Here is a 24,941-nt window from a genome sequence, read left to right as displayed (position 1 = left end):
CTACCCCGCCCGCGCAACCGCCGGATTGCCGAGCAGCAGGTCGCGCCCGACCTCGCTGAGCGCGTGCCGGACCTGCTTGCCCTCGCACCGGGTGGTGATCAGCCTGACGGCGCGCAGGGCGACGGCATGGGCGGAGGCGGAGCGCGGGGTGATGGCGAGGGTGCGGGCGAGTTCGGTGGTGGAGCAGGGGCCGCCGTCGAGGGCGCGCGGGGCGTGGGCCCGGTCGGCGATGTCGGCTTCCAGGAGCCGGCGGATCTCGGGCCGGTCGGGGGCGAGGCAGGAGCGGGACCGCGCCCGGGCGCCGTCGGCGACCCGGCGCAGCCCGTCGGCACCGGCCGCATCAGCACCGGCCCCTTCTCTTCGGGCTCCGTTCGATATACGGTACACAACGCTTGTTACGTACCCGGCGGGTCGACGCGACGAGGCGTCGTACCCAGGCCCCCGACTGGAGAGTCCGCTGTGACCGAGTCCGCCCAGCCCACCGAGCCCATCAAGTACCGCAAGAACGGCCTCACGCGCGGGGTGACCGAGGAACTGGCCGAGAGCATGAAGCACGGCTGGGCCGACACCGAGCGCCACGGCCTGGAGCCGATCCCGCAGGCCGCCCACACCGAGCGCCGCCGGGCCACGCTGTCCGCCGCCTTCCCGGGCGAGCTGCTGGTGGTGCCGTCCGGCAACCCCAAGGTGCGGGCCAATGACACCGACTACCCGTTCCGCCCGTCCTCCGACTACGTCTACCTGACCGGCGACCAGTCCCAGGACGCCGTCCTGGTGCTGGAGCCCACCGGGGACACCGGCCACCACGCGGTGCTCTACCTGCGCGACCGCTCCGACATCGAGAGCGGCGAGTTCTGGCTGGACGGCCACGGCGAACTGTGGGACGGGCGCCGCAACAGCCTGACCGAGAGCGAGAAGCTGTTCGGCCTCCCCTGCCGGGACGTCCGCACCGTGCGCGCCGACCTGGCCGCGGCCACCGCCCCGGTGCGGGTGCTGCGCGGGCACGACGCCGGGGTGGAGGCCGCCCTCGACGGCCGGGCGGTCGCCGAGCGGGACGCGGACTTCGAGGTGTTCCTGTCCGGAATGCGCCTGGTGAAGGACGAGTTCGAGATCGCCGAGCTGCGCTTCGCCTGCCAGGCGACCGCCCGCGGCTTCGAGGACGTGGTGCGCGTCCTCGGCACCGACGCCCGGACGCCGGAGCGGCTCATCGAGGGGACCTTCTTCGTCCGGGCCCGGCTGGAGGGCAACGACGTCGGCTACAGCACCATCGCCGCCGCCGGGCCGCATGCCACCACCCTGCACTGGGTGCGCAACAACGGCCAGGCCCGCCCCGGCGACCTGCTGCTGCTCGACGCCGGCGTGGAGACCAACGAGCTGTACACCGCGGACGTGACCCGCACCCTGCCGGTCTCCGGCCGCTTCACCGACATCCAGCGGAAGGTCTACGACGCCGTCCACGCCGCCCAGGAGGCCGGCATCGCGGCCGTCCGGCCCGGCGCCGACTTCCGCGACTTCCACCACGCCGCCCAGCGCGAACTGGCCGAACACCTCACCGCCTGGGGCCTGTTCGGCGACCTCACCGCCGACAAGGTGTACGAGCTGGGCCTGCACCGCCGCTTCACCCTGGCCGGGACGGGCCACATGCTCGGCATCGACGTCCACGACTGCGCCCACTCGCGCACCGAGGAGCACCTCGACGGGACGCTGCTGCCGGGCATGGTGCTCACCGTCGAGCCCGGCCTCTACTTCCAGCAGAACGACCTGACGGTGCCGGAGGAGTACCGGGGCATCGGGGTGCGGATCGAGGACGACATCCTGGTCACCGAGGACGGCAACGAGAACCTCTCCGCCGACCTCCCGCGCGGCTCCGCCGAGGTCGAGGCCTGGCTGGCCCGCCTGCGCGGCTGACGGCCGCCGGCGCTCGGCGGCCGTCCGGACGGTGCGCGGGCCGCCGCCCGCGTCCGGCCCGGCCGCGTCAGGCCGGGGGCGTCGTCCCGCCCGCCGGCGGCTTGACCCAGCGGCTCCACTGCGGTTCGGGGTGGTAGCCGGCGGCCTGCCAGGTGCGGTGGCCGCGGACGGTCAGCCCAGGCGCCACACCGTGGTGGTCTTGACCGAGGTGTCCTCCAGGTCCGCCACCACCGGCACCTGGTACGCGGCGACCGCGGTGAACCGCTCCCGGGGCAGGTAGGCGCGGCCCGGGTCGCCGACGATCACGGTGGCGCCGCGGGCGGCGGCCCGCTCCAGGAAGGGCAGGAAGCGGGCGGCCATGGCCCGTTCGTAGAAGACGTCGCCGGCCAGCACCACCTCGGCGGGAGCGCCGTCGCCGTCCACCAGGTCGGCCAGCGCTCCCGCCACCCGGACGCCGTTGGCCTCGGCGTTGAGGCCGATCGCGGCGACGGCGTAGGCGTCGATCTCGGCCGCCCGGACGTCCTTCGCGCCACGCAGCGCGGCCGCCACCCCGACCAGTCCGGATCCGGCGGCGATGTCCAGCACCGCCCGCCCGTCGACCAGTTCGGGGTGGTCCAGCACGTAGCGGGCGACCGCGACCCCGCCGGCCCAGGCGAACGCCCAGAACGGCGGTGGCATTCCGGCCCGGCCGCGCTCGCGTTCGGTGGTCTCCCACAGCGCGATGGCGTCCTGGGCCATCTGCAGGCGGATCTCGGGCACGAAGGGCACGGGCGTCAGTTCGGTCTCCCGCAGGATGAACGCCTGATCGGTGTCCGGTCGATGAACTCGCAGCTCACTCGGCATCCCCGCAGCATAGGGCCCACCGGGCACCGCCCACGCCCACCGGGCACCGCTCACGCCCGCCCGGCCGCCCGCTGGGTGCGCCGGGCCAGCGAGTCGACCACGACGGCAGCCAGCAGCACCGCCCCGGTGATCATGAACTGGATGGCGTTGCTCAGGCCCTGGATGTTCATCCCGGACTGGATCGAGCCGATCACCAGCGCACCCAGCAGCGCCGACCAGGTCGTGCCGCGCCCGCCGAACAGGCTGGTACCGCCGATGACGGCCGCCGCGATGGCGTTCATCAGCAGGTTGCCGCCACCGGAGGTCTGGCTGGCGGACTGGATCTGCGCGGCCAGGAAGAGACCGCCGATCCCGGCCATGGTGGAGCAGATGGCGAAGACGCTGATCCGGATCCACGAGATGTTGATGCCGGCCCGGCGGGCGCCCTCGATGTTGCCGCCGAGTGCGAACACCTGGCGGCCGTAGGAGGTGCGGCGCAGCATGAAGTCCAGCACCACGATGAAGATCAGGAAGATCAGCAGGGCCAGCGGCAGCCCCTTGTACTGGTTGAGCGTGTAGGCGGCAAGGAAGGCGATGACCGCCAGCAGCACGGTGCGCAGTGCGATGTCGGCGGCCGGCCGGGAGGGGACGCCCGCGGCCTGGCGCCGGCGGGCGTCGACCAGCGAGGCGAGCAGGAACAGCGCCACTCCGACGAACGCCGCGCCGTACGCGGCGATCTGCTGGCCGTAGATGGTGCTGTAGAGCCGGGAGACGATGTCCGTGCCGGAGAGGTTGACGGTGCCGCTGGCGCCGAGCACCTGGAGCATCAGGCCGTTCCAGCCGAGGTTGCCGGCCAGGGTGACGACGAAGGCCGGGACGCCGACCTTGGCGAAGAAGAAGCCCTGGATGGCGCCGACGATCGTGCCGCCGACGATCGCGGAGATCAGGGCGACCCACTGGTTGACGCCGTTGCTGACGTTCAGGACGGCGTAGATCGCCGCGCACAGGCCGCTGACCGAGCCGACCGAGAGGTCGATCTCGCCGAGCAGCAGCACGAAGACCACGCCGATCGCGATCATGCCGGTGCCGACGATCTGCTGGGACAGGTTGGACAGGTTCTGGGCGGACAGGAAGCTGCTGTTGAGGCTGCCGAACACCGCCCAGATCACGATCAGGGCCAGCACGACGGGCAGCGAGCCCAGTTCGCCGCTGCGCATCCGCCGGCGGAACTCGCCCAGATACCCCCTGACGCCCTCCTGGCGCACGATCAGCCGGGGGTCGACCGCGGGGGTGGCCTCCGGGGCCACCGGGACGGGGGCGTTGACGCCGCCGGTGGGCATGCTGTCCTCGGGCAGCGGCGGGTGGTGGCGTTCGGGGTCGCCGCCGGGGAAGCCCCCGGGATTGTGGTCGCTCACTCCGAACCCTCCTGACCCCGGGCCCTGCGGCGGGTCACGGCGTTGTCCGTGGCGCCGGTGATGGCCGAGATGATCTCTTCCTGGTTGGTGTGGCGCTTGTCGAAGACGCCGTTGTTGCGGCCGAGGCGCAGCACCGCGACGGTGTCCGCGACGGCCATCACGTCCGCCATGTTGTGGCTGATCAGGATCACGCCGTGGTCCTGTTCGCGCAGCCGCTCGACCAGGTCGAGCACCTGGGCGGTCTGTTCGACGCCGAGGGCCGCGGTCGGTTCGTCCAGCATCACGACCTTGGGCGAGCCGATCAGCGCGCGGGCGATCGCGACGACCTGGCGCTGACCGCCGGAGAGCGAGGCGACCGGGATCCGCACGCTGGGGATGCGGATGGAGAGGGTGTCCAGCAGTGCCCGGGAGCGCTTCTCCATCGCGACCTCGTCGAGGATGCCGAGGCGGCGGATCTCGCGGCCGAGGAAGAGGTTCCCGACCACGTCGAGGTTGTCGCACAGCGCGAGGTCCTGGTAGACCGTGGCGATGCCCAGCTGCTGGGCGTCCTGCGGCCGGTGGATGCTGACCGGCCGGCCCTGCCATTCGATGGCGCCCTCGTCGGGCTGGTGCACCCCGGCGATCGCCTTGACCAGGGTGGACTTTCCGGCGCCGTTGTCGCCGACCAGGGCCAGCACCTCGCCGGCGTGCACCTCCAGTTCGATGTCGGTGAGCGCCTGGACGGCGCCGAACCGTTTGGAGACCCCGCGCAGGGCCAGTACGGTCTCACCTGCCACAGTGACCAACTCCCTTGCCCCGCACCCGTGCTGGGGCGGGGCCGTTCGGCTTCGAGGGGGTGCGGCCGGCTACTGGAGGCCGGCGCTCTTGCAGGCGTCGGCGAAGTCCGGCGTGCAGATCTGGGCGACGGTGTAGAGGCCGTCCTGGACCACGGTGGTCTTGATGTTGTTCTTGTCGACGACGACCGGGGTGATCAGGTTGGCCGGCACCTTGTTGCCGCTGCCGTTGGTGACCGTGGTCGGCGCCAGGGTGGAGTCCAGGGCCTGGCCGGCGGCCAGCGCGACGGCCATCCGGGCGGCGGCGTCGGCCTCCGGCTTGAACGGCTTGTAGATCGTCATGGTCTGGGTGCCGGCCACGATCCGCTGGATGCCGTCGATCTGGGCGTCCTGGCCGGTGAGCGGCACGCTCAGGCCGGCCGCCTTGAGGGCGGTCGCGACGCCCGCGGCCATGCCGTCGTTGGCCGAGTAGGCACCGACCACGTTGGCCGCGCCGATCGCGGTGATCGCGGCGGCGGCCTCCTGGTTGGCCGTGTTCGGGTCCCACTGGGGGGTGTCGTACTCCTTGCCGATCTTCAGCTTGCCGTCGATCGCGCTGTGCGCGCCGGCCTTGAAGTCGGCCGCGTTGGGGTCGGTGGGCGAGCCGTTGATCATGAAGATCTCGCCCGCGCCCGCCTTGCCGCCGACCGCCGCCACCAGGGCCTGGCCCTGGAGTTCGCCGACCTTGTGGTTGTCGAAGGACACGTACGCGTCGACCGGGCCCTGGGCGAGCCGGTCGTAGGCGAGCACCTTGACGCCCGCGTCATGGGCCTTCTGGACGGAGGACTGGATCGACTTGGCGTCCACCGCGTCCAGGATCAGCACCTTGTCGCCCTTGGTGAGGGCGGTGTCCACCTGGGTCTGCTGGAGGGTCGCGTCCTGGTTGGCGTTGTAGTAGTCGATCTGCGCCTCGGGCGCCAGCTGCTTGATCCGCTGCTCGATCAGCGGGCGGTCGAACTGCTCGTAGCGGGTGGTCTTGGTCTCGGGCAGCAACAGGCCGATCCGCACCGCCCCCACCGCCACGGTGCCGCTCGCCCCGGCACCCGCGGCAGCGGAGCCCGACGAACCGCCGCCCGACGAGGCCTGCTTGGCGCTGCCGCAGGAGGCGGCGCCCAAGCCGAGGGAGACCACTGCGGCCACCGCGAGGATGCGACGAAGCCCGATGCTCATGAGAATGCCTCTCCGGTCGAGTCCACCCCCTCGTCCTTCGAGTCTGGGAAGCATCGGGCGCCACCACGATCCCGGCTGCGCCGAACGGGTCCCGCGGGCCGCTCAGGCATCCGCCGCCAGAGGGATCGCGGCGGTGAGCCGGGCGCCGGCCGCGGTCTGGGCCTGGGTCTGGCTCTGGGTCGGGGCGACGGTGAGGGTGCCGTGGTGGTGGCGGGCGATGTCGCGGGCGATCGACAGGCCCAGGCCGGTGCCGCCGTGGTCGCGGGAGCGGGCGTCGTCCAGCCGGGTGAAGCGTTCGAAGACGCGCTCCCGGTCGGCGGGCGGGATGCCGGGGCCGTCGTCCTCGACGTCCAGCAGGGCGAGGCCGCGGACCGGGTCGGTGGACAGCCGGACGTGGACGGTGCCGGCCGCGTGCCGCTCGGCGTTGTCCAGCAGGTTGGTGAGCAGCCGGACGAGCCAGAGCGGGATGCCGTCGACGGCGACCTCCGGGGCGAGGTCGGTGGTGCGGCGGTGCGGGCCGCAGGGGCGGGCCAGCACGGTGGTGGCGACCAGGTCGGTGAGGTCGATCCGCTGACGGGGGCGCTCGTCGGCGCCGCCGGCGTCGAGGCGGGCGAGCAGCAGCAGGTCGGTGGCGAGGTTCTGCAGCCGGTCGGTGTCCGCGAGGGCGCCGTGCACCAGTTCGGCGCGGACGGCCTGGTCCGGGTGGGTGTCGGCGACCTCCAGCTGGGTGCGCAGCACCGCCAGCGGGCTGCGCAGTTCGTGCGAGGCGTCGGCGATGAACTGCCGCTGGCGGCGGCCGGAGGCCTCCAGCCGGTCGAGCATCGCGTTCATGGTGGCGGCGAGCCGGGCGATCTCGTCGGCGGTGCCGGGCTCGGGGACGCGCCGGTGCAGGTCCTGGCCGGTGATGGCGTCGACCTCGGCACGGATCGCCTCCACCGGCCGCAGCGCCTGCCCGGTGACCTTCCAGGTGACCACCACGCCGGTGAGCAGCAGCAGCGGGCAGGCGACGGCGAGCCCGGCCTGGGTGATGTCCATCGCCTCGTCGGCGGCGCGCAGCGAGGCGCCCGCGTAGACGGTGACCGGCCCGTTGGGGGTGTCGGCGGCGACGGCGGTGAGCCGCTGGCGGTGGTGGTCGTAGAGCGGGTCGACCTCGGTGGTGGTGAGCGAGCCGGTGCGCCGCTCGGTGGCGACGGCGGCGCGGCCGGCCAGGTTGGGGCTGGCGGCGAGGACGGTGCCCCGGGCGTCGACGACCTGGAGGAAGTCGGTGCCGTGCCCGGTGTGGAGGACGGCCGGCAGCCGCCCCTGGAGGGCGAGTTGGGCGACCGAGTCGGCCTGCTGCCGGGTCGCTGAGGCGGCCGAGGCGACCAGGTCGGCGTGGACGGCGGCGAGCAGCCCGGCCCCGGCCAGGGCGAGCGCGGCGGCCAGCACCGTACCGGCCGCGGCGGTGGCCCGGGCGCGCACCGTACGGGGGACGAGCCGGCCCGCCCAGTGCGGGAGTCGACGCATCTCAGCCGCCGTCCGGGTCGAGCCGGTAGCCGGCGCCGCGCATGGTCTGCAGCGCGGACCGGCCGAACGGGGAGTCGATCTTGCGGCGCAGGGCGTGGACGTGCACCTCGACGATGCTCGGGTCGGCGTCGTGGTCGGCGTCCCAGACGTGGTCGAGGATCTCGCGCTTGGAGACGACCGTCCCGGCCCGGGCCGCCAGGTGCTCCAGGATCGCGAACTCGCGGGCGGTCAGGTGGGTGGGGGTGCCGGCCCGGGTGCAGGTGCGGGCGTTGGCGTCCAGCACGAGGTCGCCGAGGGTGTGCAGCCGGGGGCGCTGCTGGTCGATCCGGCGGTGCAGGGCGCGCAGCCGGGCGAGCAGGACGACGAAGGAGAACGGCTTGGAGAGGTAGTCGTCGGCGCCGGTGTCCAGGGCCTCGGCCTCGTCCCACTCGCCGTCCTTGGCGGTGAGCATCAGGATGCCGGCCCGGCAGCCGCCCGCGCGCAGCCGGGCGCAGACCCGGTAGCCGTTGAGGCCCGGCAGCATGATGTCCAGGACGATCACGTCGTAGGGGTGGCGCTCGGCGAGGGCGAGGCCCTCGGGGCCGTTGTGGGCGGTGTCGACGGTGTGGCCGTCGGCCTCCAGGCCGCGCCGCAGCGCGGTGGCCATCCGCTGTTCGTCCTCCACGACGAGTATGTGCATCCGTTCAGGGTGCCAGGTGCGGCTGAGAGCTCCGGACCGGGCTTAAGCGGGGGTTCAGGTACGGTCCGCCATGATCACCGGGCGCGGCCCGGGCGGTACCGGGCCCGAAGTCGACGCAGTCGATCACAGTCGATCGCAGCCGCCCGAGGCAAGGAGCCTTCCGATGACCGATCCCCTGTCGTCCACCACCCCGCCGGCCGCTTCCCGAACGGCCGCCGAGGAGCCGGAGGCCGTCCCCGAGCTGCCGCCGCTGTCGCCCCGGCGGCGGCGTGCGGAGCGGCTGCGGGCCTGGGCGGGCGGTCGGGAGCGCCGGCTGGCGGCCGGGTTGGTGACGGTGGCGCTGCTCGGCGCGGGCGGGCTCGCGGTCGCGGCGGTGGCCCACGAGGGGCACGGCGAGGGCGGACGCGGTCACCGCGAGGCGGCGGACCGCTCCGACTCCGAGGGCGGGTACGGGCACGGGCACGCGGACGGGAACGGGCACCGGCAGGGGCACGGCCAGGGGCAGGGGCAGGGCCGGGAGCACGGCTCCGGTCGGGGCGGGGCGCCGGCCGCGCTGCCCTCGGTCGCCGCCTCCGCGGCGCTGGAGAAGGCCCAGGCCGCCGTCCCCGGCGGGCGCGCCGAGGCGCTGCACCGGGTGACCGAGCAGGGCGGCGGCGCCGCCTGGGCGGTGACGGTGGTGGGCCAGGACGGCGTGCGCCACCTGGTGACGGTGGACGGCGCCGACGGCCAGCTCACGGGCAACACCGTCGTCTCCGGTCCCGCCGCCTCCGGCACGGTCGCCTCCGGTCCCGCCGCCTCCGGTCCCGCCGTCGACGGCGCGGAGGGCTGACGTGGCCCACTCCTACGCACCGACGACGCCCCGCCCGGCCGGCTCCGGCGAGGCGCGGGCGGCCAGCAAGGTCCCCGTCGTGGACGGCTGGTTCTGGGTGGTGAAGGTGCTCACCACCGGCATGGGCGAGACCCTCTCGGACTTCCTCGCGCACACCGTGGGCCCCGTCCCCGCGGTGGCCGCCGCCGGGCTGCTGCTGGCCGTCGTGCTGCTGGTGCAGTTGCGCACCCGCCGCTGCCTGCCGGGGCTGTACTGGGCGGTGGTGGTCATGGTCAGCGTGTTCGGCACGATGGTCGCCGATGTGGCGCACGTGGCGCTGGGCGTCCCGTACGCGCTGTCGGCGGGCTCACTGGCGGTGGCGCTGGCGGCGCTGTTCCTGCTCTGGCACCGGGTGGAGGGCTCGCTGGCGATCGACCGGGTGACGGGGCTGCGCCGGGAGTTGTTCTACTGGGCGGCCGTGCTGCTGACCTTCGCGCTGGGCACGGCGCTGGGCGACCTGACGGCGGCCACCCTGGACCTCGGCTACCTGGTGGCCGGGCTGGGCTTCGCGGTACTGATCACGATCCCGGCGGTGGCGGCCCGGGCCCGCTGGGTGGGCCCGGTGGCCGGCTTCTGGTGGGCGTACGTGCTGACCCGCCCGTTGGGCGCCTCGTTCGCGGACTGGCTGGGCGTCGGCGCCGACCGCGGTGGGCTCGCACTGGGCACCGGCCCGGTCAGCCTGGCGCTCGCGGTGCTGATGGTGGTGGCGCTGGCGCTGTCCGCGCGGGCGCGCCGACGCTAGGCCCTCGATGACTGGACGCCCCACCCATCGAGCGTCTACATTGCTGTAGACGTCGGAGGCGCACGGCATCACCCCCCGGACAGCCGTGCGCCTCCGGCCACTTCCCGGCGCGATCAGCCGTCTCAGCCCGATCGGCCGTCTCGGCGCGGTCGCGCGTCTCAGCCCGATCAGCCGTCTCAGCGCGGTCGCTCGTCGACCACCCGCTTGATCTTCCCGACCGAGCGCTCCAGCGTGTACGGGTCCACCACCTCGACCGTGACCGTCACACCCACCCCGTCCTTCACCGCCCGCACGATCTCCGTCCGCGCCGCCTCGCGCAGTGCGGCGGGCGCCTCCGGGCGGGCCTCCACCCGGACGGCCAGGCGGTCCAGCCGGCCCTCGCGGGTCAGCCGCAGCTGGAAGTGCGGGGCGACGCCCGGGGTGCGCAGCAGGATCTCCTCGATCTGGGTCGGGAAGAGGTTCACCCCGCGCAGGATGATCATGTCGTCGCTGCGCCCGGTGACCTTCTCCATCCGCCGGAAGGCCGGCCGCGCGGTGCCCGGCAGCAGCCGGCTGAGGTCGCGGGTGCGGTAGCGGATGACCGGCAGCGCCTCCTTGGTGAGCGAGGTGAAGACCAGCTCGCCGCCCTCCCCGTCGGGCAGCACCCCGTCCGGCCCCAGCTGATCGGCCAGCGGGTCCACCACCTCCGGATAGAAGTGGTCCTCCCAGATGTGCAGCCCGTCCTTGGTCTCCACGCACTCCTGGGCGATGCCGGGGCCGACCACCTCGGACAGGCCGTAGATGTCGACGGCGTGCAGGTCGAGCCGCTCCTCGATCTCGCGCCGCATCTCCTCCGTCCAGGGCTCCGCGCCGAAGATGCCGATCCGCAGCGAGCTGGCGCGCGGATCCAGGCCCTGCTTCTCGAACTCGTCCAGCAGGGTGAGCAGGTAGGACGGGGTGACCATGATGATCTCGGGGCGGAAGTCCTGGATCAGCTGGACCTGCCGGGCGGTCATCCCGCCGGAGGCCGGGATGACGGTGCAGCCGGCCCGCTCGGCGCCGTAGTGGGCGCCCAGGCCGCCGGTGAACAGCCCGTAGCCGTAGGCGATGTGCACCTTGTGGCCGGGCCGGCCGCCGGCCGCGCGGATCGAGCGGGCGACCACGTCGGCCCACATGGACAGGTCGTTCTCGGTGTAGCCGACCACGGTCGGGCGCCCGGTGGTGCCGCTGGAGGCGTGGATCCGGCGGACCCGCTCCATCGGGACGGCGAACATGCCGAAGGGGTAGCCCTCGCGCAGGTCGGCCTTGGTGGTGAAGGGGAACCGGGCGAGGTCCGCCAGGGTGCGGCAGTCCTCCGGGCGCACCCCGGCGGCGTCGAACTTGCGGCGGTAGAGCTCGACGTGGTCGTAGGCGTGCCGCAGGGTGGCCCGGAGCCGGTCGAGCTGGTGGGCGCGCAGTTCGTCGACGCCCATCCGTTCTCCGGCGTCCAGGAGGGCGGGTGGAATCGGCTCCCCCAGGCGTCGGTCCGGGTCGGGTGCGCTGCCGGTCATCGTCGCTCCTCCGCAGGTCGGCCGAGCCTGGGAGCCCAACCGATCGTTCGGTCAGGGCAAGCCCAGGCCAAGTAACCCAGCACCCGAACCACCTGTCAAGGCATCGCGCAGCGGTTCCGGAATGCGCAGTTCCGGGGTGTTCGTGCCAGGATCGCGCCCACCGCTTGGCTGGCCGATATGAAAATCATTACGGAATTATTACCCGTAGGCCCCGCTCATCGGCCCGGACCCATGGTTCAGTAGTGCGGCTTCTCCCCCGCACCCCGGAGTGATCACCTTGGCCTCGACCCCTGCGCTGGTCAGCGCGCTGCGCGAGCTCGGCGACAGACCCGCCGTCGTCGCCGACGGACGCGCGATCAGCGGCATCGGCCTGCTGCTCGGCGTCTCCCCGCCGGGCGGCCTGCCCCGGGCCCTCGCCGAACGCGTCGCCGAACACGCCGCCCTGCCGCCCTCCACCGCCCGCGCCGCCGAGGAACGGCTCCGGCACTGGGCCGGCGTCCTCGGCCCGCCGCCCATACGGCACACCGTGCTGCACCCCGCCACCGACCTGGCCGTCGAACTCGCCCTGGCCACCCTGCTGGCCGGCGGCACCGTGCACTGCGCCGACCCCGACCAGCGGCCCGACGAGCAGCTCACCGCCCTCGCCGCCAACGGCACCACCCACCTCAGCCTGCCCTCCGCCCTGCTCTGGCGGCTCAGCCGACAGCCCGACCTCGCCGACCACGACCTCGGCGCGCTCCGGCTCGTCCTGCACGTCGGCCCCGAACCCCGGCAGGACGACGTCTACGCCGCCGTCGATGCCCTCGGCGCCGTCCTCGCCCACCTGCGCGCCCCCGACAACCGGTCCGAGGCCGCCGACCGCCGACTGCGCGCCGACACCGAGGCCGCCACCGCCGCCGCCTGGAAGCACAGCATCGGCGTCACCGCCGAGCAGCTCACCGAATTCGGCGCCCACCTCGACCGGGCCGTCCTCACCGCGCTGCTGCACACCCTCCAGCAGGCCGGGGTACTCACCGACCCCGAACACGGCCGCTCCGAGGCCGAACTCCTCGCCACCGCCCTGGTCACCCCCGCCCAACGCCCCCGGGTCGGCCGCTGGCTCGACGCCCTCGCCCGGCACGGCCTGATCGCCCACCGGGACGGCGGCGCCCAGGGCCCGATCTACCACGGCGCCCACACGGTCAGCTCCGCCGAGGTCCGGGAGGCCTGGCGACCCGCCGTCGACAGCTGGACCGACGGCCTCGGCACCGCCGCCGTCCTCGACCGGGTCCGGCGCGGCGCCCTACGGCTGCCCAAGCTGCTCACCGGCGAGGAAGCCCCCCGACCGGCCGCCGCCCCGGTCCGCTGGGCCGCCGCCCGCGGCTACCTCGGCACCGCCCTCGGCGCCCTCGTCCGCGCCACCGTCGAGGCCCACCAGGGGCCGCAGCCGCCGCGGGTACTCGAACTCGACCGCGACGGCACCGAGACGGCCGTCGCCCGCGCCCTCGCCGCCCGCCCCCGGCAGCACGCCGAACACCACCTCGCCACCGACGGCGGCCGCTACGACGTCGTCGTCGCCACCGCCGGCGGCCGGCCCGAGGAGGAGGTCCCGGCGCTGGTCGACCTGCTCGCCCCCGGCGGCCGACTGCTGCTGCTCGCCCCCGTCACCGAACAGCTCGACCTGCTGATCACCGGCGACCCCCGGGGCCTCACCGCCCACCCGGCCCGGCACTGGCGGACCGCCCTCACCACCGCGGGCTGCCCCACCGTGCTCACGCTGCCGGCGGACGGGCACCCGATGGGGCTGCTCGGGCAGGGGCTGTTCGTCGCGCGGGTGGACTGAGCGGCGGCTGGGGTGCGTCCGGCCGGGCTGCTTCCGGCCGGCTTCGTCCGGACGGGCATCGTCCGGACGGGCTGGGCGCGGGTGGGCTGAGCGCGGGTGGGCCGACGGCGGCAGGGCTACGATCGGGCGCATGGCCGCTCCCGCTCCCGTGCGTTCGATCCGCTCCCGGGCCTCGCTCGGTTCCATCGCCTCCCTCGGGTCCATCGGCTCACTGCTGTCCATCGGCTCGGTCGGCTCCGTACTCTCGATCGGATCGGTCGGCAGCGTGCTCTCGATCGGCTCGGCCGGCTCGGTGGTCAGCGCGTTCTCGGCGTGCTCCTGGCTGAGCGTCGGCTCGCTGCTGTCGGTGCGCTCGCGCTGGGCCGTCCGGGGGCTGCGCCCGGTGTGCGGGCCGTCGGTGGGCTGCGAGTGAAGCCAGGGTCACGTACCGCCACCCGATCCGTACCATTTCGATACCGAAGCCCAGGTGAGCTGCGGGAATCCTCGCCGCCCGGCGAGGTCCCCGGGTAGGCTCCGGCTTGTCCTCCGGGCCTCCCGTACGGGCGGCGGCGCGCCGCCCGTGCCGCGTTCCGGGGGCAGACCCCCGCGGGCCGTTCGGTGGGCTCCGCGGACTCCACACCGCGCGCCAGGGCAGTCGCGCGAACGGCGAAGGGCATCGCATTGGCGGATCGGCTCACCGGAGGAGACTCCTCGCTGCTGCGGCGGATCAACGCCGCGGTCACGCTTCGGGCGCTGCGGACCGGCCACTCGGTGACCCTCACCCAACTCGTCGGCGAGACCGGGCTGTCCCGGCCCACCGTCGAGGGCGTGATCGAGGGCCTGGTCGAGACCGGACTCGTCGCCGAGGTCGAGCAGCCCCGGGAGGACGGCCAGCAGGGCACCGGCCGCCGCGGCCGCCCGGCCCGCTGGTACCGCTTCCGTGCCGAGGCCGGGCACATCCTCGGCATCGAGATCGGCGTCCACGACATCCGGGTCATCCTCGCCGACCTCGCCGGCGAGGTGGTGGGCAGTCACTTCAAGCCGGTCGACGAGACCCTGGAGGCCGAGGACCGGCTCACCGCCGTCCGCACCGCCGTCGCCGAGGTCCTGCGCAAGGCGGGCATCTCCCGGGACAACCTGTGGGCCGTCGGCATCGGCACCCCCGGCATCGTCGACCGCGAGGGCACCGTCCGGCTCGGCACCGCGATGCCCGGCTGGACCGGTCTCGACCTCGGCGCCCGGCTGCGCCGCTCGTTCCGCTGCCCCGTCCTGATCGAGAACGACGCCAACCTCGCCGCCATCGCCGAACACTGGCAGGGCGCGGCGGTCGGCGCCGACGACGTGGTCTTCGTGATGGCCGGCCTCAGCCCCGGCGCCGGCTCCCTGATCAACGGCAGACTGCACCGCGGCTTCGGCGGCGCCGCCGGCGAGATCGGCGCCCTGCACCTGCTCGGCCAGGAGGTCACCCCCGAGAAGCTGCTCTCCACCACCGGCAAGCCGCTCAACCCGCTGGACGAGGCCGCCGTCGCCCGGGTCCTGCGGCTGGCCCGGGAGGGCGACGAGGTCGCCAAGGTCGCCATGGACCGCTTCCTCACCCGGCTCGTCCAGGGCGTCGCCGCCCTGGTGCTGGCCATCGACCCCCAGCTGGTGGTGATCGGCGGCTGGGCGGCCGGCCTGGACGGCGTCCTGGAACCGCTGCGCGAACGCCTCGCCCAGTTCACCCTCCGCGCCCCCGAGGTGGCGCTGGCGGCGCTGGGCTCGGAGGTCGTCTCGATGGGCGCCCTGCGGGTCGCCCTGGACCACGTGGAGGACCAGCTCTTCGCGGTGGACCCGCCCCGGGTGTGACGGGTCAGGGGGCGGCGTAGTCCGGGTCGGCCAGGTCGATGGTGAGGGTGCGCCCCCAGTCGTTGACGAAGTGCGCCAACGGCCAGTCGGCGGAGGCCCGCAGGAACGGATTGCCGCCCGTCGACGCGAACACCCACACCAGTCGCCGGTCGGCGTCGAGCCGGGCGAGGAACCCCTCGTCCCCCATCGCGCCGTCCCCGCAGCAGACGAAGCCCCGCCCGTCCGGCAGTTCGGCCTCGCTCCGCACCTCGATCTCGTGCCCGAACTCCGGCGCCTCGACGTCGAACGGCTCCCCGAGCTCCACCACGAGGGTGTCGGGCCCGTCGATGAAGGCCTCCCTCGCCGTCCCGTCCGCCCGGAACAGCGCGTCGTAGTCCGCGATCTCGGACCTCGCCCACAACTCCTGCACCAGGTTCACCGGCCACCCCCTTCCGCATCGCCCCACCGCACGGTACTCAGCCACCGGCAGCTCGGTCAACGACGATGGCCCGGACGCCAGTTGGGCGTCCGGGCCATCGTCTGAGGGTAGGTGCGAAATGGTTCAGGAGGCGGTGCGGACCTCGGTGGTCGCACCGACCGGGGTGACCTCGACCAGGCCGGTCTCGCCGAAGGTCAGCTTGCAGGTGTCCGCGCGGTAGGTGGAGACGGCGAGCGCCACCAGGCGGCCGGCGGAGGCGTACTGGGTGGTCATGACCAGCACCGGGGTGCCCGGCGGGCGCTCCAGCAGCACGGCCTCGTCGGCCTCGGCGACACCCAGCTCGACGGCCCGGGACTCACCGTCCACCTCCAGGCGCTCCAGCTGGCGCAGCACCGAACGGGCGCGGTCGCTCTCGGCGCGGAAGCCGGGCAGGTGCGGCAGGGCGCAGGCCGGGACGTGCAGCGACTCGGTGGCCATCGCGCGGCCCTCGACCAGGCGGACCCGGCGGACGGTGTGCACCGTGGCGCCCTCCGCGATGCCGAGGCCCTTGGCCAGCCGCGCGGAGGCAGGGGCGGTGGTGCAGTCGACCGTGCGCCAGGACTGGCTGCGGCCGACACCGGGCCAGCCCTCCTCCTGCCGGTTCACCGGGACGCCGACCCGCGGGGCGGCGATCAGGGTACCGATCCCCCGGCGGCGGACCAGCCGGCCCTCCAGCTCCAGCTGGTCCAGGGCCTGCCGCAGCGTCGCCCGGGCCACACCGAAGCGGGCGGACAGCTCGCGCTCGTTGGGCAGGACCTGGCCGGTGGAGAACTCCGTGTCGATGGCCCGCAGCAGCACCGTGCGCAGGTGCCAGTACTTCGGTTCCGGCACCGCCGAAAGGTCCCCTGTCGTCCCCACCGTGTCCTCCACCTGGTCTTGTCCGCCCTACGACAAGGAGGGCGGATCCCGGGCCCGCTGCCCGCTGTTGCGGCAGGTGGGAGAGCGGGCCTTTATCCGTCCTTCTTTATTAAAGGTCCTTGCAGTAAGCGACCCTAGGTGTTCCGTCCGGAGATGGTCAAGACCAATGACGGGGCTTGATACGACCGTCGCGAACATTCATGCCACGTTCACGACAGCCCTTCGGAGCCCCCCACGGCCGCGCGTCACGCTTCGGGGCAGGCTCGGCCAGTGGGTAGGCTGCCCGGGTGATCGTGGTGACGAGTGTGAATGTGAACGGAATCCGGGCGGCCGCCAAGAAGGGCTTCGTGGAGTGGCTGGCCGGCACGGAGGCGGACGTGATCTGCCTCCAGGAGGTGCGCTCCGAGCCCGGGCAACTGCCCGTCGAACTGCGTGACCTGGACGGCTGGCACGCGATCTGGGCCCCGTCGGTCGCCAAGGGCCGGGCCGGCGTCGCGATCCTCTCCCGCCGGGAGCCGCAGCGCAGCACCATCGGATTCGGCTCGGAGGAATTCGACGACTCCGGCAGGTACGTGGAAATCGACCTGCCGGGCCTCACCGTCGCCAGCCTCTACCTCCCCTCCGGCGAGGTCGGCACCGAACGCCAGGACGAGAAGGAACGCTTCATGGCGGAATTCCTCGTCCACCTCACCACCCTGCGCGCCCGCGCCGCCGCCGACGGCCGCGAGGTCGTGGTCTGCGGCGACTGGAACATCGCCCACCGCCCCGAGGACCTCAAGAACTGGAAGGCCAACCAGAAGTCCGCCGGCTTCCTCCCCGAGGAACGCGCCTGGCTCTCCCGCGTCTACGAGGAGGCCGGCTACGTCGACGTCGTCCGCGCCCTCCACCCCGACCGCACCGGCCCCTACTCCTGGTGGTCCTACCGCGGCCGCGCCTTCGACAACGACTCCGGCTGGCGGATCGACCTTATCGTGACGACTCCGGGCATTGCGGACAAATGCATCGAGGCATACGTCGAGCGCGCACCCTCCCACGCAGAGCGGTGGTCCGACCACGCACCCGTCACCGCCGGGTTCGACTTCGGCGATAACTGACCGACGATCAGCCGCAGTCGAGCAGCGCCGAGCGGCGACCCCGGCCCGTGGCGCCCCTCAACCTGGGCCCACTCGCACCAGCGGACGAGGCGTGGATCTCGCCTGGCCGGTTTGACAAGTCTATTCGTCGCACCGCCTCCCGCCAGGGGAATCGCGAGAGCTGACTGGCGGACGGTGACGGCTTGCGGCGCCAACACGGGATCGACCAAGGTGGCTCTCCCTATCGGCGGACCCCCGGCAGTCGCTTGATCCGGAATGGAATATCGAAACCGCGTACCGGCCCTACCGGACCGACCACGATTTCCCGACCGGTAGTCCTGCGAACAGGTACATCTCGGCGCCGCCACCGCCACACGGCAGCCCCGACTGCCCTGGGAGCGGCGCAAGTTGTCTGCCACGCAAGCGTGTTGAGTGATCGCCGGAGAGTGGGTCAGCCACGTGCCGGGATATTGACATGCACATGCAACTACGGCTTAACCTTGCCAGGCCTACCAATCGGTAGGGTCATTCTTCAACCGGCCAGCGGATCGCGCAACGATGCCTCGCACTCCCCCTTCGCGAGGCCCGTAGCCCACTGCGCCAGGAGTCGCACCTGCCCCCGACTGCACCGTGACTCACACCGGAGTGCCCATGAGGCCCAATCCCCCGCTGGTCGACCTCGTCATCGGGATCACCCCGTTCCACGCACCGGACGCCGGCCTGGCGGAGGCCGTGTGCCGGGCGGGCGCGCTCGGCGTGCTCGACCTCGGCACCGGCGACCGCCGGACGCGCGAGGAACTCGCCCGACTGTACGAACGCACCCCCGGCCGGTTCGGGGTGCGGGTCGAGCCCGACTGCGGCCTGACCCCCGATGAGCTGCACTCCCCGGGCGGCGCCGGCCCGCACACCGTGGTGCTGGCGGCGCCGACCCCGGGCTGGGACGTGGCGAGGCTGGCCGGCGAGTACCGGGTACTCGCCGAAGTGACGGATCTGGCCGAGGCGTTGGCGGCGCTGCGGGCCGGTGCGCACGGCTTGGTCGCGCGCGGCAGCGAGTGCGGCGGGCGAGTCGGGGAGCTGAGCACCTTCGTGCTGCTGCAACAGCTCCTGGCGGCACCGGAGATCACCGCGCCCGTATGGGCGTGCGGCGGGATCGGGCCGCACACCGCCGCGGCGGCCGTGGCGGGCGGTGCGGCCGGGGTGGTGCTGGACAGCCAGCTGGCCCTGCTGGCCGAGTCGGCCTCGCCGGACGAGGCCGCCGCCGCCCTGCGCGGCCTGGACGGCTCCGAGACCGTGCTAGTAGACGGCCGCCGCGCGCTCCGGCGCGCCCAGCCGGACGGATCCACCATGGATCTGCCGCTAGGTCAGGACGGTTTCCTGGCTCAGAGATTCGCCGACCGCTGGAGAACCGCCGGCCGAGCGGTCCGGGCCGTCCGGGATGCGGTGCTCGACGGGTTGCGGGCCGCGGCGGCGCCCGGCGCGGCCGCCGCGCTGCTCGGGCCGGACGCGCGGATGTGTGACGTGCTGGGCAGCGAACTGCCGGTGGCGCAGGGGCCGATGACCAGGGTCAGCGACCAGCCGGCCTTCGCCGCGGCGGTGGCCGCTGCCGGTGCGCTGCCATTCGTCGCGCTGGCGCTGGCGGACCGCGAGCAGACCCGCGAGCTGCTGGCCCGCACGAGCGCGGCGGCGAGCGGACTCGCCTGGGGCGTCGGCGTGTTGGGCTTCGCTCCGGAGGAGGTGCGCGGCGCCCAGCTGGACGAGGTCCTGGCCGCGCGACCCACTCACGCGGTGATCGCGGGCGGACGCCCGTCGCAGGCGAGGACGTTGGAGCAGGCCGGGGTCCGGACATTCCTGCACGTCCCCTCCCCCGGCCTGCTGCGGCAGTTCCTGGAGGACGGCGCGCGCCGGTTCGTCTTCGAAGGCTCGGAGTGCGGCGGGCATGTCGGGCCGCAGCACAGCTTCCCGCTCTGGGAGGCCCAGTTGGCGGTGCTCTCGGACTTCCTGGACACCGCGGACGCGGTCACCCGCATCGAGGTGCTGCTCGCGGGAGGCGTGCACGACGAGCGGTCGGCGGCGATGGTGGCGGCGCTCTCCGCACCACTGGCGGACCGGGGCGTGGCGGCGGGCCTGCTGATGGGCACGGCGTACCTGTTCACCGAGGAGGCGGTCGCCCTGGGCGCCGTCCAACCGCAGTTCCAGCGGCAGGTGCTGGCCGCGCGCGGGACGGAGCTGCTGCAGACGGCGCCGGGCCACGCCACCCGCTGCGTGCCGAGCCCGTTCACCGCAGAGTTCCGGCGGACTCGCGAGCGGCTGCGGGCGGACGGCGTGCCGGAGCGCGAAGTCTGGCAGCGGCTGGAGCAGTTGAACGTGGGCCGGCTGCGGGTCGCCAGCAAGGGCCTGGACCGGGTGGCGGGTTCGCTGACCGGCGTCAACGAGCAGGAGCAGCTGGCCCGCGGGATGTTCATGGCCGGCCAGGTCGCGGTGCTGCGCTCGGCCGCCACCACGCTGGCCGAGCTGCACACGGCGGTCAGCACCGGCGCGGCCGAGTTCCTGGCCGCCCGGGCCACGCAGTTGGTCCAGCAGCTGGAGCTGGAGCCGGCCGCGGAGGCCGACCCAGTGGCCGCGCCGCTGGAGATCGCGGTGATCGGCATGGCGGGTATGTTCCCTGACGCGCCGGATCTACCGGCCTTCTGGGCCAACGTGGTGGCCGGGGTCGACGCGGTCACCGAGGTGCCCGCCGAGCGCTGGGACCCGGCGCTGTACTACTCGCCGGACGGCGAGCCCGGCAGCACGCCGTCCAGGTGGGGCGGCTTCCTGCCGCCGATCCCGTTCGACCCGCTGAGCTACGGCATCCCGCCGACCGCTCTGGCCAGCATCGAGCCGGTCCAGCTGCTGGCGCTGGAGGCCGCGCGCCGGGCGCTGGTGGACGCCGGCTACGACGGCGGCGGAGCGGAGGGCGGGCGGAGCTTCGACCGCTCCCGGACCACGGTGGTGTTCGGCGCGGAGGCGGGCAGCGACCTGTCGAACGCCGGGGTGCTGGCGTCGGTGCTGCCGGCGTACCTGGGCCGGGTGCCGGAGCCGCTCGCGGCGCAGCTGCCCAAGCTCACCGAGGACTCCTTCCCAGGCATGCTGGCGAACGTCATCTCGGGCCGGATCGCCAACCGGCTGGACCTGGGCGGCGCCAACTTCACGGTGGACGCGGCCTGTGCGTCCTCGCTGGCGGCGCTGGACGTGGCCTGCAAGGAGCTGGTCGCGGGCACCAGCGACCTGGCGCTGTGCGGCGGCGCGGACCTGCACAACGGGATCAACGACTACCTGCTGTTCGCCTCGGTGCACGCGCTCTCGCCGACCGGCCGCTCCCGTCCGTTCGACGCCTCCGCGGACGGCATCGCGCTGGGCGAGGGCGTGGGCTGCCTGGTGCTCAAGCGCCTGGCGGACGCGGAGCGGGACGGCGACCGGGTGTATGCGGTGGTCCAGGGCGTCGGCAGCGCGAGCGACGGCCGTTCGCTGGGCCTGACGGCCCCGCGCCCCGAGGGGCAGCGGGCGGCACTGGAGCGCGCGTACCGCGGTGCCGGGGTCGGGCCGGCCGAGGTGGGACTGGTGGAGGCGCACGGCACTGGGACGGTGGTCGGCGACCGGGCCGAACTGGCCACGCTGAGCCAGGTTTTCACCGAGGCCGGGGCGGCGCCAGGGAGTTGCGCGCTCGGGTCGGTCAAGTCGCAAATCGGGCACACCAAGTGCGCGGCGGGCCTGGCGGGTCTGATCAAGGCGTCGCTGGCCCTGTACACCGGCGTCAAGCCGCCGACCCTGCACCTGGAGCGGCCGAACCCGGCCTGGCGGGAAGCGGAGAGCCCGTTCGTCTTCCACACCGAGGCGCGGCCGTGGGCGGTGCCGCCGGCCGAACGGGTCGCCGGAGTCAGCGCGTTCGGTTTCGGCGGCACCAACTTCCACGCGGTGCTGCGCGGTTACGACAGCCCGCCGCCGGTGCACGGCCTGCCGCAGTGGCCGGCCGAGCTGTTCCTGTTCCGCGGCACGGACCGGGCCGGAGCGCTGCGCGGGGTCGAGGAACTGCTGCAACTGGCGGCGGACGGCGAGCCGTGGCGGCTGCGGGATCTGGCCCTGGCGGCGTCCCGCCGGGCGGACGCAGGGCGCGGGCCGGTGCAGATCGCCGTGGTGGCCTCGGGCGTGGCCGAGTTGACCGGGCTGCTGCACCGCGCGCGGGCCGGGGAGCACGCTCCGGCGGATGGGCTGCACCTGGCCGGGTCGGCGGGCGTCGAGGCCGGGCAGGTGGCGTTCCTGTTCCCGGGGCAGGGCAGCCAGCGCCCGGGGATGTTCGCGGAGCTGTTCACGGCCTTCCCGGTGTTGCAGCGTCAGCTACGGCTCGGCCGGGAGTTCGCCGAGGTGCTGTACCCGCCGGCGGCCTTCACAGCGGAGGACCGCGAGGCGCAGCGCGCGGCGGTGACCGACACCCGGGTGGCGCAGCCGGTGCTCGGCGTGACCGGTCTCGCGGCGTACGAGCTGCTGGCGCTGGCTGGGGTGCGCCCGGACCTGGCAGGGGGCCACAGCTACGGTGAGTTGGTCGCGCTGTGCGCGGCCGGGGCGCTCGGCGCGGGGGACCTGCCGTCGCTCAGCGCGGAGCGGGCCCGGGCGATCGTGGACGCGGTCGGCGAGGGCGCGGATCCGGGCTCGATGGCCGCGGTGACAGCCGGGTCGGAGGAGGTCGGGCGAGCCCTCACGGCGTCCGGCGCGGCCGGCAGCGTGGTGATCGCGAACCACAACTCGCCACGGCAGACGGTGATCTCCGGTGGGACGGAGGCGGTCGCGGCGGCAGGCGAGCTGCTGCGGGCGGCCGGGTTCGGGGTCAAGCGGCTGCCCGTCGCGTGTGCCTTCCACAGCCCGCTGGTCGGCGGCGCGGGCGAGCGCTTCGCAGCGGCGCTGGCCTCCCGGACGGTACGCGCGCCGGAGTTCCCGGTCTGGTCGAACCGGACGGCCGCGGCCTACCCGGCGGACCCGGCCGGGGTGCGGGCCGAACTCGCGGCGCAGATCGGCGCACCGGTGCGTTTCGTCGAGCAGATCGAGGCGATGTACCGAACCGGTGCGCGCGTCTTCGTCGAGGCCGGCCCGGGATCGGTGCTGACCGGTCTGGTGTCGGCCGTCCTCGGCGAGCGGCCGCACCGCGTGGTGGCTGTCGAGGGGCGTCGCCGCGGGTTGCCGGGCTTCCTCGACGCGCTGGCCGAACTGGCGGTCGCGGGAGTGCCGGTGCGTACCGGGCCGCTGCTGCGCGGCCGGGACGCGGTGGACCCGGGCCGGGTGCGCACCACGCGCCGGCCCGGCTGGACGGTGGACGGGCACTTGGTGCGGACGGCCGCCGGAGACCTGCTGCCCGGTGCGCTGGCGCCGGCCCGACCCGTACCGGAGGCTCTGATGACCGCGCAGGCACCGCAGGAGAACGGCGGGTACGAAGGTTCGGGTGACGCGCTGATGGCGGACTACCTGCGCACCAGCCGGGAACTGATCGCGGCCCAACGGGACGTGCTGATGACGTACTTCGGCGGCGCGGCCGCGGCGCCGGCCCGGCCGGCCCCCGTCGCTCCCGCGGTTACCCGGGTGGCCCCGGCGCTGCCGGCCGCGGCCGGGGCCGGGGCCGCCGAGCCGACGGTGTTCGCGGCGTCCGAACCGGTGGACCTGCTGCACGTCGTGGTCGAGATCATCAGCGAACGCACCGGCTACCCGGCCGACATGATCGAACCCCACCTCGACCTCGAAGCCGACCTCAGCATCGACTCCATCAAGCGCACCGAAATCATCGGCCAACTCGCCCGCCGCCTCACCACCACCAACACCGACATCACCACCCTCGACGACCAACAGATCGAAGAACTCTCCCGCGCCCGCACCGTCACAGCCATCACCACCTGGCTCACCACCCACACCACCCCGGCCACCCAACCGAACCCGGAACCCGCGGCCGCCCCTGAACCCGCCGCCGTCGTGGCTGGCCACGAACCGGTCCGCCTGCGGTTCGCCGCCGTTCCGCTGCCCGACCCCACCGGATCGCCGGACACGCTCGCGGGCCGCCGTTTCGCCCTGCTGGGCGACGACGGCCACGGCCTCGCCGCCGCGCTCGCCGCCCGTCTCAGCGCGGCCAGCGCAGACGCCCTGCCGTTCGATGCGGCACACGAACTGTCTACCGCAGACGGCCCATTTGACGGCGTGCTACTCCTCGACCCGCTCGCCGAGCGCGGCGCGCCGGTGCTGCCCGGCTGTGTACCCGCCCTGCAGGCCGCACTGGCCCTGGCACCGCGCCACCTGCTCGCCGCCCGCCCCACGGCGCCGTCCGCCGGTGGCCGGGCGGACGGGCTGCGCGGGCTGTTCCGCACGCTGGCGCGCGAGTACCCGGACAGCACGGTCCGGCTGGTCGAAGTCGAGCCGGCCGAGGCGGCAGACGCGCTGGTCGCCGAGCTGCTGGCCGACGACCGAGAGCCGGTGGTGCTGCACGGCCCGGCCGGCCGCCAGGGGCTGGCGCTGGCCGAGGCCGGCCTCGGCGTGCTGGGCCGCACGGGTGCCGGCCCGGCCGGCGACGGCGTGGCGGAGGCCGCCGCGCTGGGGCTGGACCGCGACGCCGTGGTGCTGCTGGTCGGCGGCGCGCGCGGGATCACCGCGCGGTTCGCGGCGACGCTCGCCGCAGCCTGCCACTGCCGCCTGGAGCTGCTGGGCCGGACCGCCGCCCCGGAGGGCCCCGAGGACCCGGCGACGGCCGCCGCCCGCGACCGCTCCGCGCTACGGGCCGCACTCGCCCGGCAGGGCGTCCCATTGCCGCAGGTCGACGCCGCGGCGTCCCGCCTGCTGGCCGGTCGCGAGGTCGCGGCGACGCTCGACGAGCTGTCCGCGCTGGGCTCGCCGGCCCGCTACCGGACGGTGAACGCTGCCGATCCGGCCGCCCTCCGGCAGGCCGTCAAGGAGGTGCACGCCGAGTACGGCCGGCTGGACGGCGTGGTCTATGCCGCGGGCGTGATCGAGGACAAGGTGCTGGCGGAGAAGGATCCGGAGTCGTTCCGGCGGGTCTTCGCCACCAAGGCGCACGGCGCCGCCGCCCTGCTCGACGCGCTGGCCGAACTCCCGGACGGGCCGCGGTTCACCGTGCTCTTCGGCAGTATCGCGGCCGCGCTGGGCAACCGCGGCCAGGCCGACTACGCCGCGGCGAACGACGCGCTGGAGGAGCTGGGCGCCCGCTGGACGCTGCGGACCGGCGGCCGGGCGCTGACCGTCCACTGGGGCCCGTGGGCGCCGTCCGGAGCACACGGCGGCATGGTCTCCGAGGAGCTGGCCCGGGACTACCGGCGGCGGGGCGTACGGCTGATCGATCCGGACGCGGGCACGCTGGCACTACTGCGCGAGCTGGCCTGGGGCGAGGAGTCGGTACCGTCCGTGGTCTACACCGCGTCAGGCTGGTGACGGCGCG

At 74.2% G+C, this 24,941-nt stretch carries 18 protein-coding genes; 8 read left to right on the top strand and 10 right to left on the bottom strand.

Annotation, left to right across the window (positions count from 1 at the left end; translation table 11 throughout):
* Complete coding sequence (locus ACZ3YL_RS27630) at positions 1-387, bottom strand: hypothetical protein (protein WP_465660221.1); 387 nt, start codon at positions 385-387, stop codon at positions 1-3.
* Positions 388-459: 72 nt separating this feature from the next.
* On the opposite strand from ACZ3YL_RS27630, the gene ACZ3YL_RS27625 reads away from it, so the two are divergent.
* Entirely contained in the window at positions 460-1,905 is a 1,446-nt protein-coding gene (locus ACZ3YL_RS27625; protein WP_317620936.1) for an aminopeptidase P family protein, read from the top strand.
* A 171-nt stretch (positions 1,906-2,076) separates the two neighbouring features.
* On the opposite strand, the gene ACZ3YL_RS27620 is transcribed toward ACZ3YL_RS27625, so the two are convergent.
* The 6 genes from ACZ3YL_RS27620 to ACZ3YL_RS27595 all read right to left on the bottom strand — a co-directional run bounded on the left by ACZ3YL_RS27620 (position 2,077) and on the right by ACZ3YL_RS27595 (position 8,309).
* On the bottom strand, positions 2,077-2,748 hold the full coding sequence (locus ACZ3YL_RS27620) for a class I SAM-dependent methyltransferase (protein ID WP_188303343.1): 672 nt from the start codon (positions 2,746-2,748) through the stop codon (positions 2,077-2,079).
* Between the two features lie 50 nt (positions 2,749-2,798).
* The gene (locus ACZ3YL_RS27615) at positions 2,799-4,067 is read right to left on the bottom strand and encodes a sugar ABC transporter permease (protein ID WP_188303358.1); all 1,269 of its coding nucleotides are present in this window, start codon (positions 4,065-4,067) and stop codon (positions 2,799-2,801) included.
* A gap of 71 nt (positions 4,068-4,138) precedes the next feature.
* Positions 4,139-4,918 (bottom strand): ATP-binding cassette domain-containing protein, encoded by a 780-nt coding sequence (locus ACZ3YL_RS27610; protein WP_411292894.1) that lies wholly within the window; start codon positions 4,916-4,918, stop codon positions 4,139-4,141.
* 69 nt (positions 4,919-4,987) lie between these two features.
* Positions 4,988-6,124 (bottom strand): substrate-binding domain-containing protein, encoded by a 1,137-nt coding sequence (locus ACZ3YL_RS27605; protein WP_188303341.1) that lies wholly within the window; start codon positions 6,122-6,124, stop codon positions 4,988-4,990.
* A 102-nt stretch (positions 6,125-6,226) separates the two neighbouring features.
* Positions 6,227-7,630 carry a sensor histidine kinase gene (locus ACZ3YL_RS27600; RefSeq protein ID WP_188303340.1) on the bottom strand — a complete coding sequence of 468 codons (1,404 nt, stop codon included), beginning with the start codon at positions 7,628-7,630 and terminating at the stop codon, positions 6,227-6,229.
* Position 7,631: 1 nt separating this feature from the next.
* Positions 7,632-8,309: a response regulator transcription factor gene (locus tag ACZ3YL_RS27595; protein WP_188303339.1), complete on the bottom strand. Its 678-nt coding sequence runs from the start codon at positions 8,307-8,309 to the stop codon at positions 7,632-7,634.
* A gap of 163 nt (positions 8,310-8,472) precedes the next feature.
* On the opposite strand from ACZ3YL_RS27595, the gene ACZ3YL_RS27590 reads away from it, so the two are divergent.
* Together ACZ3YL_RS27590 and ACZ3YL_RS27585 are read left to right on the top strand one after the other, a co-directional pair.
* Positions 8,473-9,138, top strand: a complete 666-nt coding sequence (locus ACZ3YL_RS27590; protein WP_465660220.1) for a PepSY domain-containing protein — start codon at positions 8,473-8,475, stop codon at positions 9,136-9,138.
* 1 nt (position 9,139) lies between these two features.
* Positions 9,140-9,919, top strand: coding sequence for a COG4705 family protein (locus tag ACZ3YL_RS27585; RefSeq protein ID WP_317621488.1), 780 nt, complete (start codon positions 9,140-9,142; stop codon positions 9,917-9,919).
* A gap of 176 nt (positions 9,920-10,095) precedes the next feature.
* On the opposite strand, the gene paaK is transcribed toward ACZ3YL_RS27585, so the two are convergent.
* Positions 10,096-11,448, bottom strand: a complete 1,353-nt coding sequence (gene paaK / locus ACZ3YL_RS27580; RefSeq protein WP_465660219.1) for a phenylacetate--CoA ligase PaaK — start codon at positions 11,446-11,448, stop codon at positions 10,096-10,098.
* 277 nt (positions 11,449-11,725) lie between these two features.
* Here paaK and ACZ3YL_RS27575 point away from each other — a divergent pair, with 277 nt between their 5' ends.
* The 3 genes from ACZ3YL_RS27575 (at position 11,726) to ACZ3YL_RS27565 (ending at position 15,094) form a co-directional block, all read left to right on the top strand.
* Entirely contained in the window at positions 11,726-13,270 is a 1,545-nt protein-coding gene (locus ACZ3YL_RS27575; RefSeq protein ID WP_465660218.1) for a hypothetical protein, read from the top strand.
* Between the two features lie 130 nt (positions 13,271-13,400).
* Positions 13,401-13,682: a hypothetical protein gene (locus ACZ3YL_RS27570; RefSeq protein WP_465660217.1), complete on the top strand. Its 282-nt coding sequence runs from the start codon at positions 13,401-13,403 to the stop codon at positions 13,680-13,682.
* Positions 13,683-13,930: 248 nt separating this feature from the next.
* Complete coding sequence (locus ACZ3YL_RS27565) at positions 13,931-15,094, top strand: ROK family protein (protein WP_465660216.1); 1,164 nt, start codon at positions 13,931-13,933, stop codon at positions 15,092-15,094.
* Positions 15,095-15,098: 4 nt separating this feature from the next.
* Here the strand turns inward: ACZ3YL_RS27565 and ACZ3YL_RS27560 are convergent, their stop codons facing one another.
* Positions 15,099-15,512 carry a hypothetical protein gene (locus ACZ3YL_RS27560; protein ID WP_188309583.1) on the bottom strand — a complete coding sequence of 138 codons (414 nt, stop codon included), beginning with the start codon at positions 15,510-15,512 and terminating at the stop codon, positions 15,099-15,101.
* Between the two features lie 123 nt (positions 15,513-15,635).
* Positions 15,636-16,409, bottom strand: coding sequence for a GntR family transcriptional regulator (locus ACZ3YL_RS27555; protein ID WP_465660215.1), 774 nt, complete (start codon positions 16,407-16,409; stop codon positions 15,636-15,638).
* A gap of 296 nt (positions 16,410-16,705) precedes the next feature.
* Between ACZ3YL_RS27555 and ACZ3YL_RS27550 the strand changes: the two genes are divergently transcribed.
* Together ACZ3YL_RS27550 and ACZ3YL_RS27545 are read left to right on the top strand one after the other, a co-directional pair.
* Positions 16,706-17,503: an exodeoxyribonuclease III gene (locus ACZ3YL_RS27550; RefSeq protein WP_465660214.1), complete on the top strand. Its 798-nt coding sequence runs from the start codon at positions 16,706-16,708 to the stop codon at positions 17,501-17,503.
* A gap of 630 nt (positions 17,504-18,133) precedes the next feature.
* Entirely contained in the window at positions 18,134-24,934 is a 6,801-nt protein-coding gene (locus ACZ3YL_RS27545; RefSeq protein WP_465660213.1) for an SDR family NAD(P)-dependent oxidoreductase, read from the top strand.
* Positions 24,935-24,941 lie beyond the last annotated feature (7 nt).

Source organism: Kitasatospora sp. NPDC023176 (genome assembly GCF_055560495.1).
This window is presented reverse-complemented; position numbering and strand designations above follow the sequence as displayed.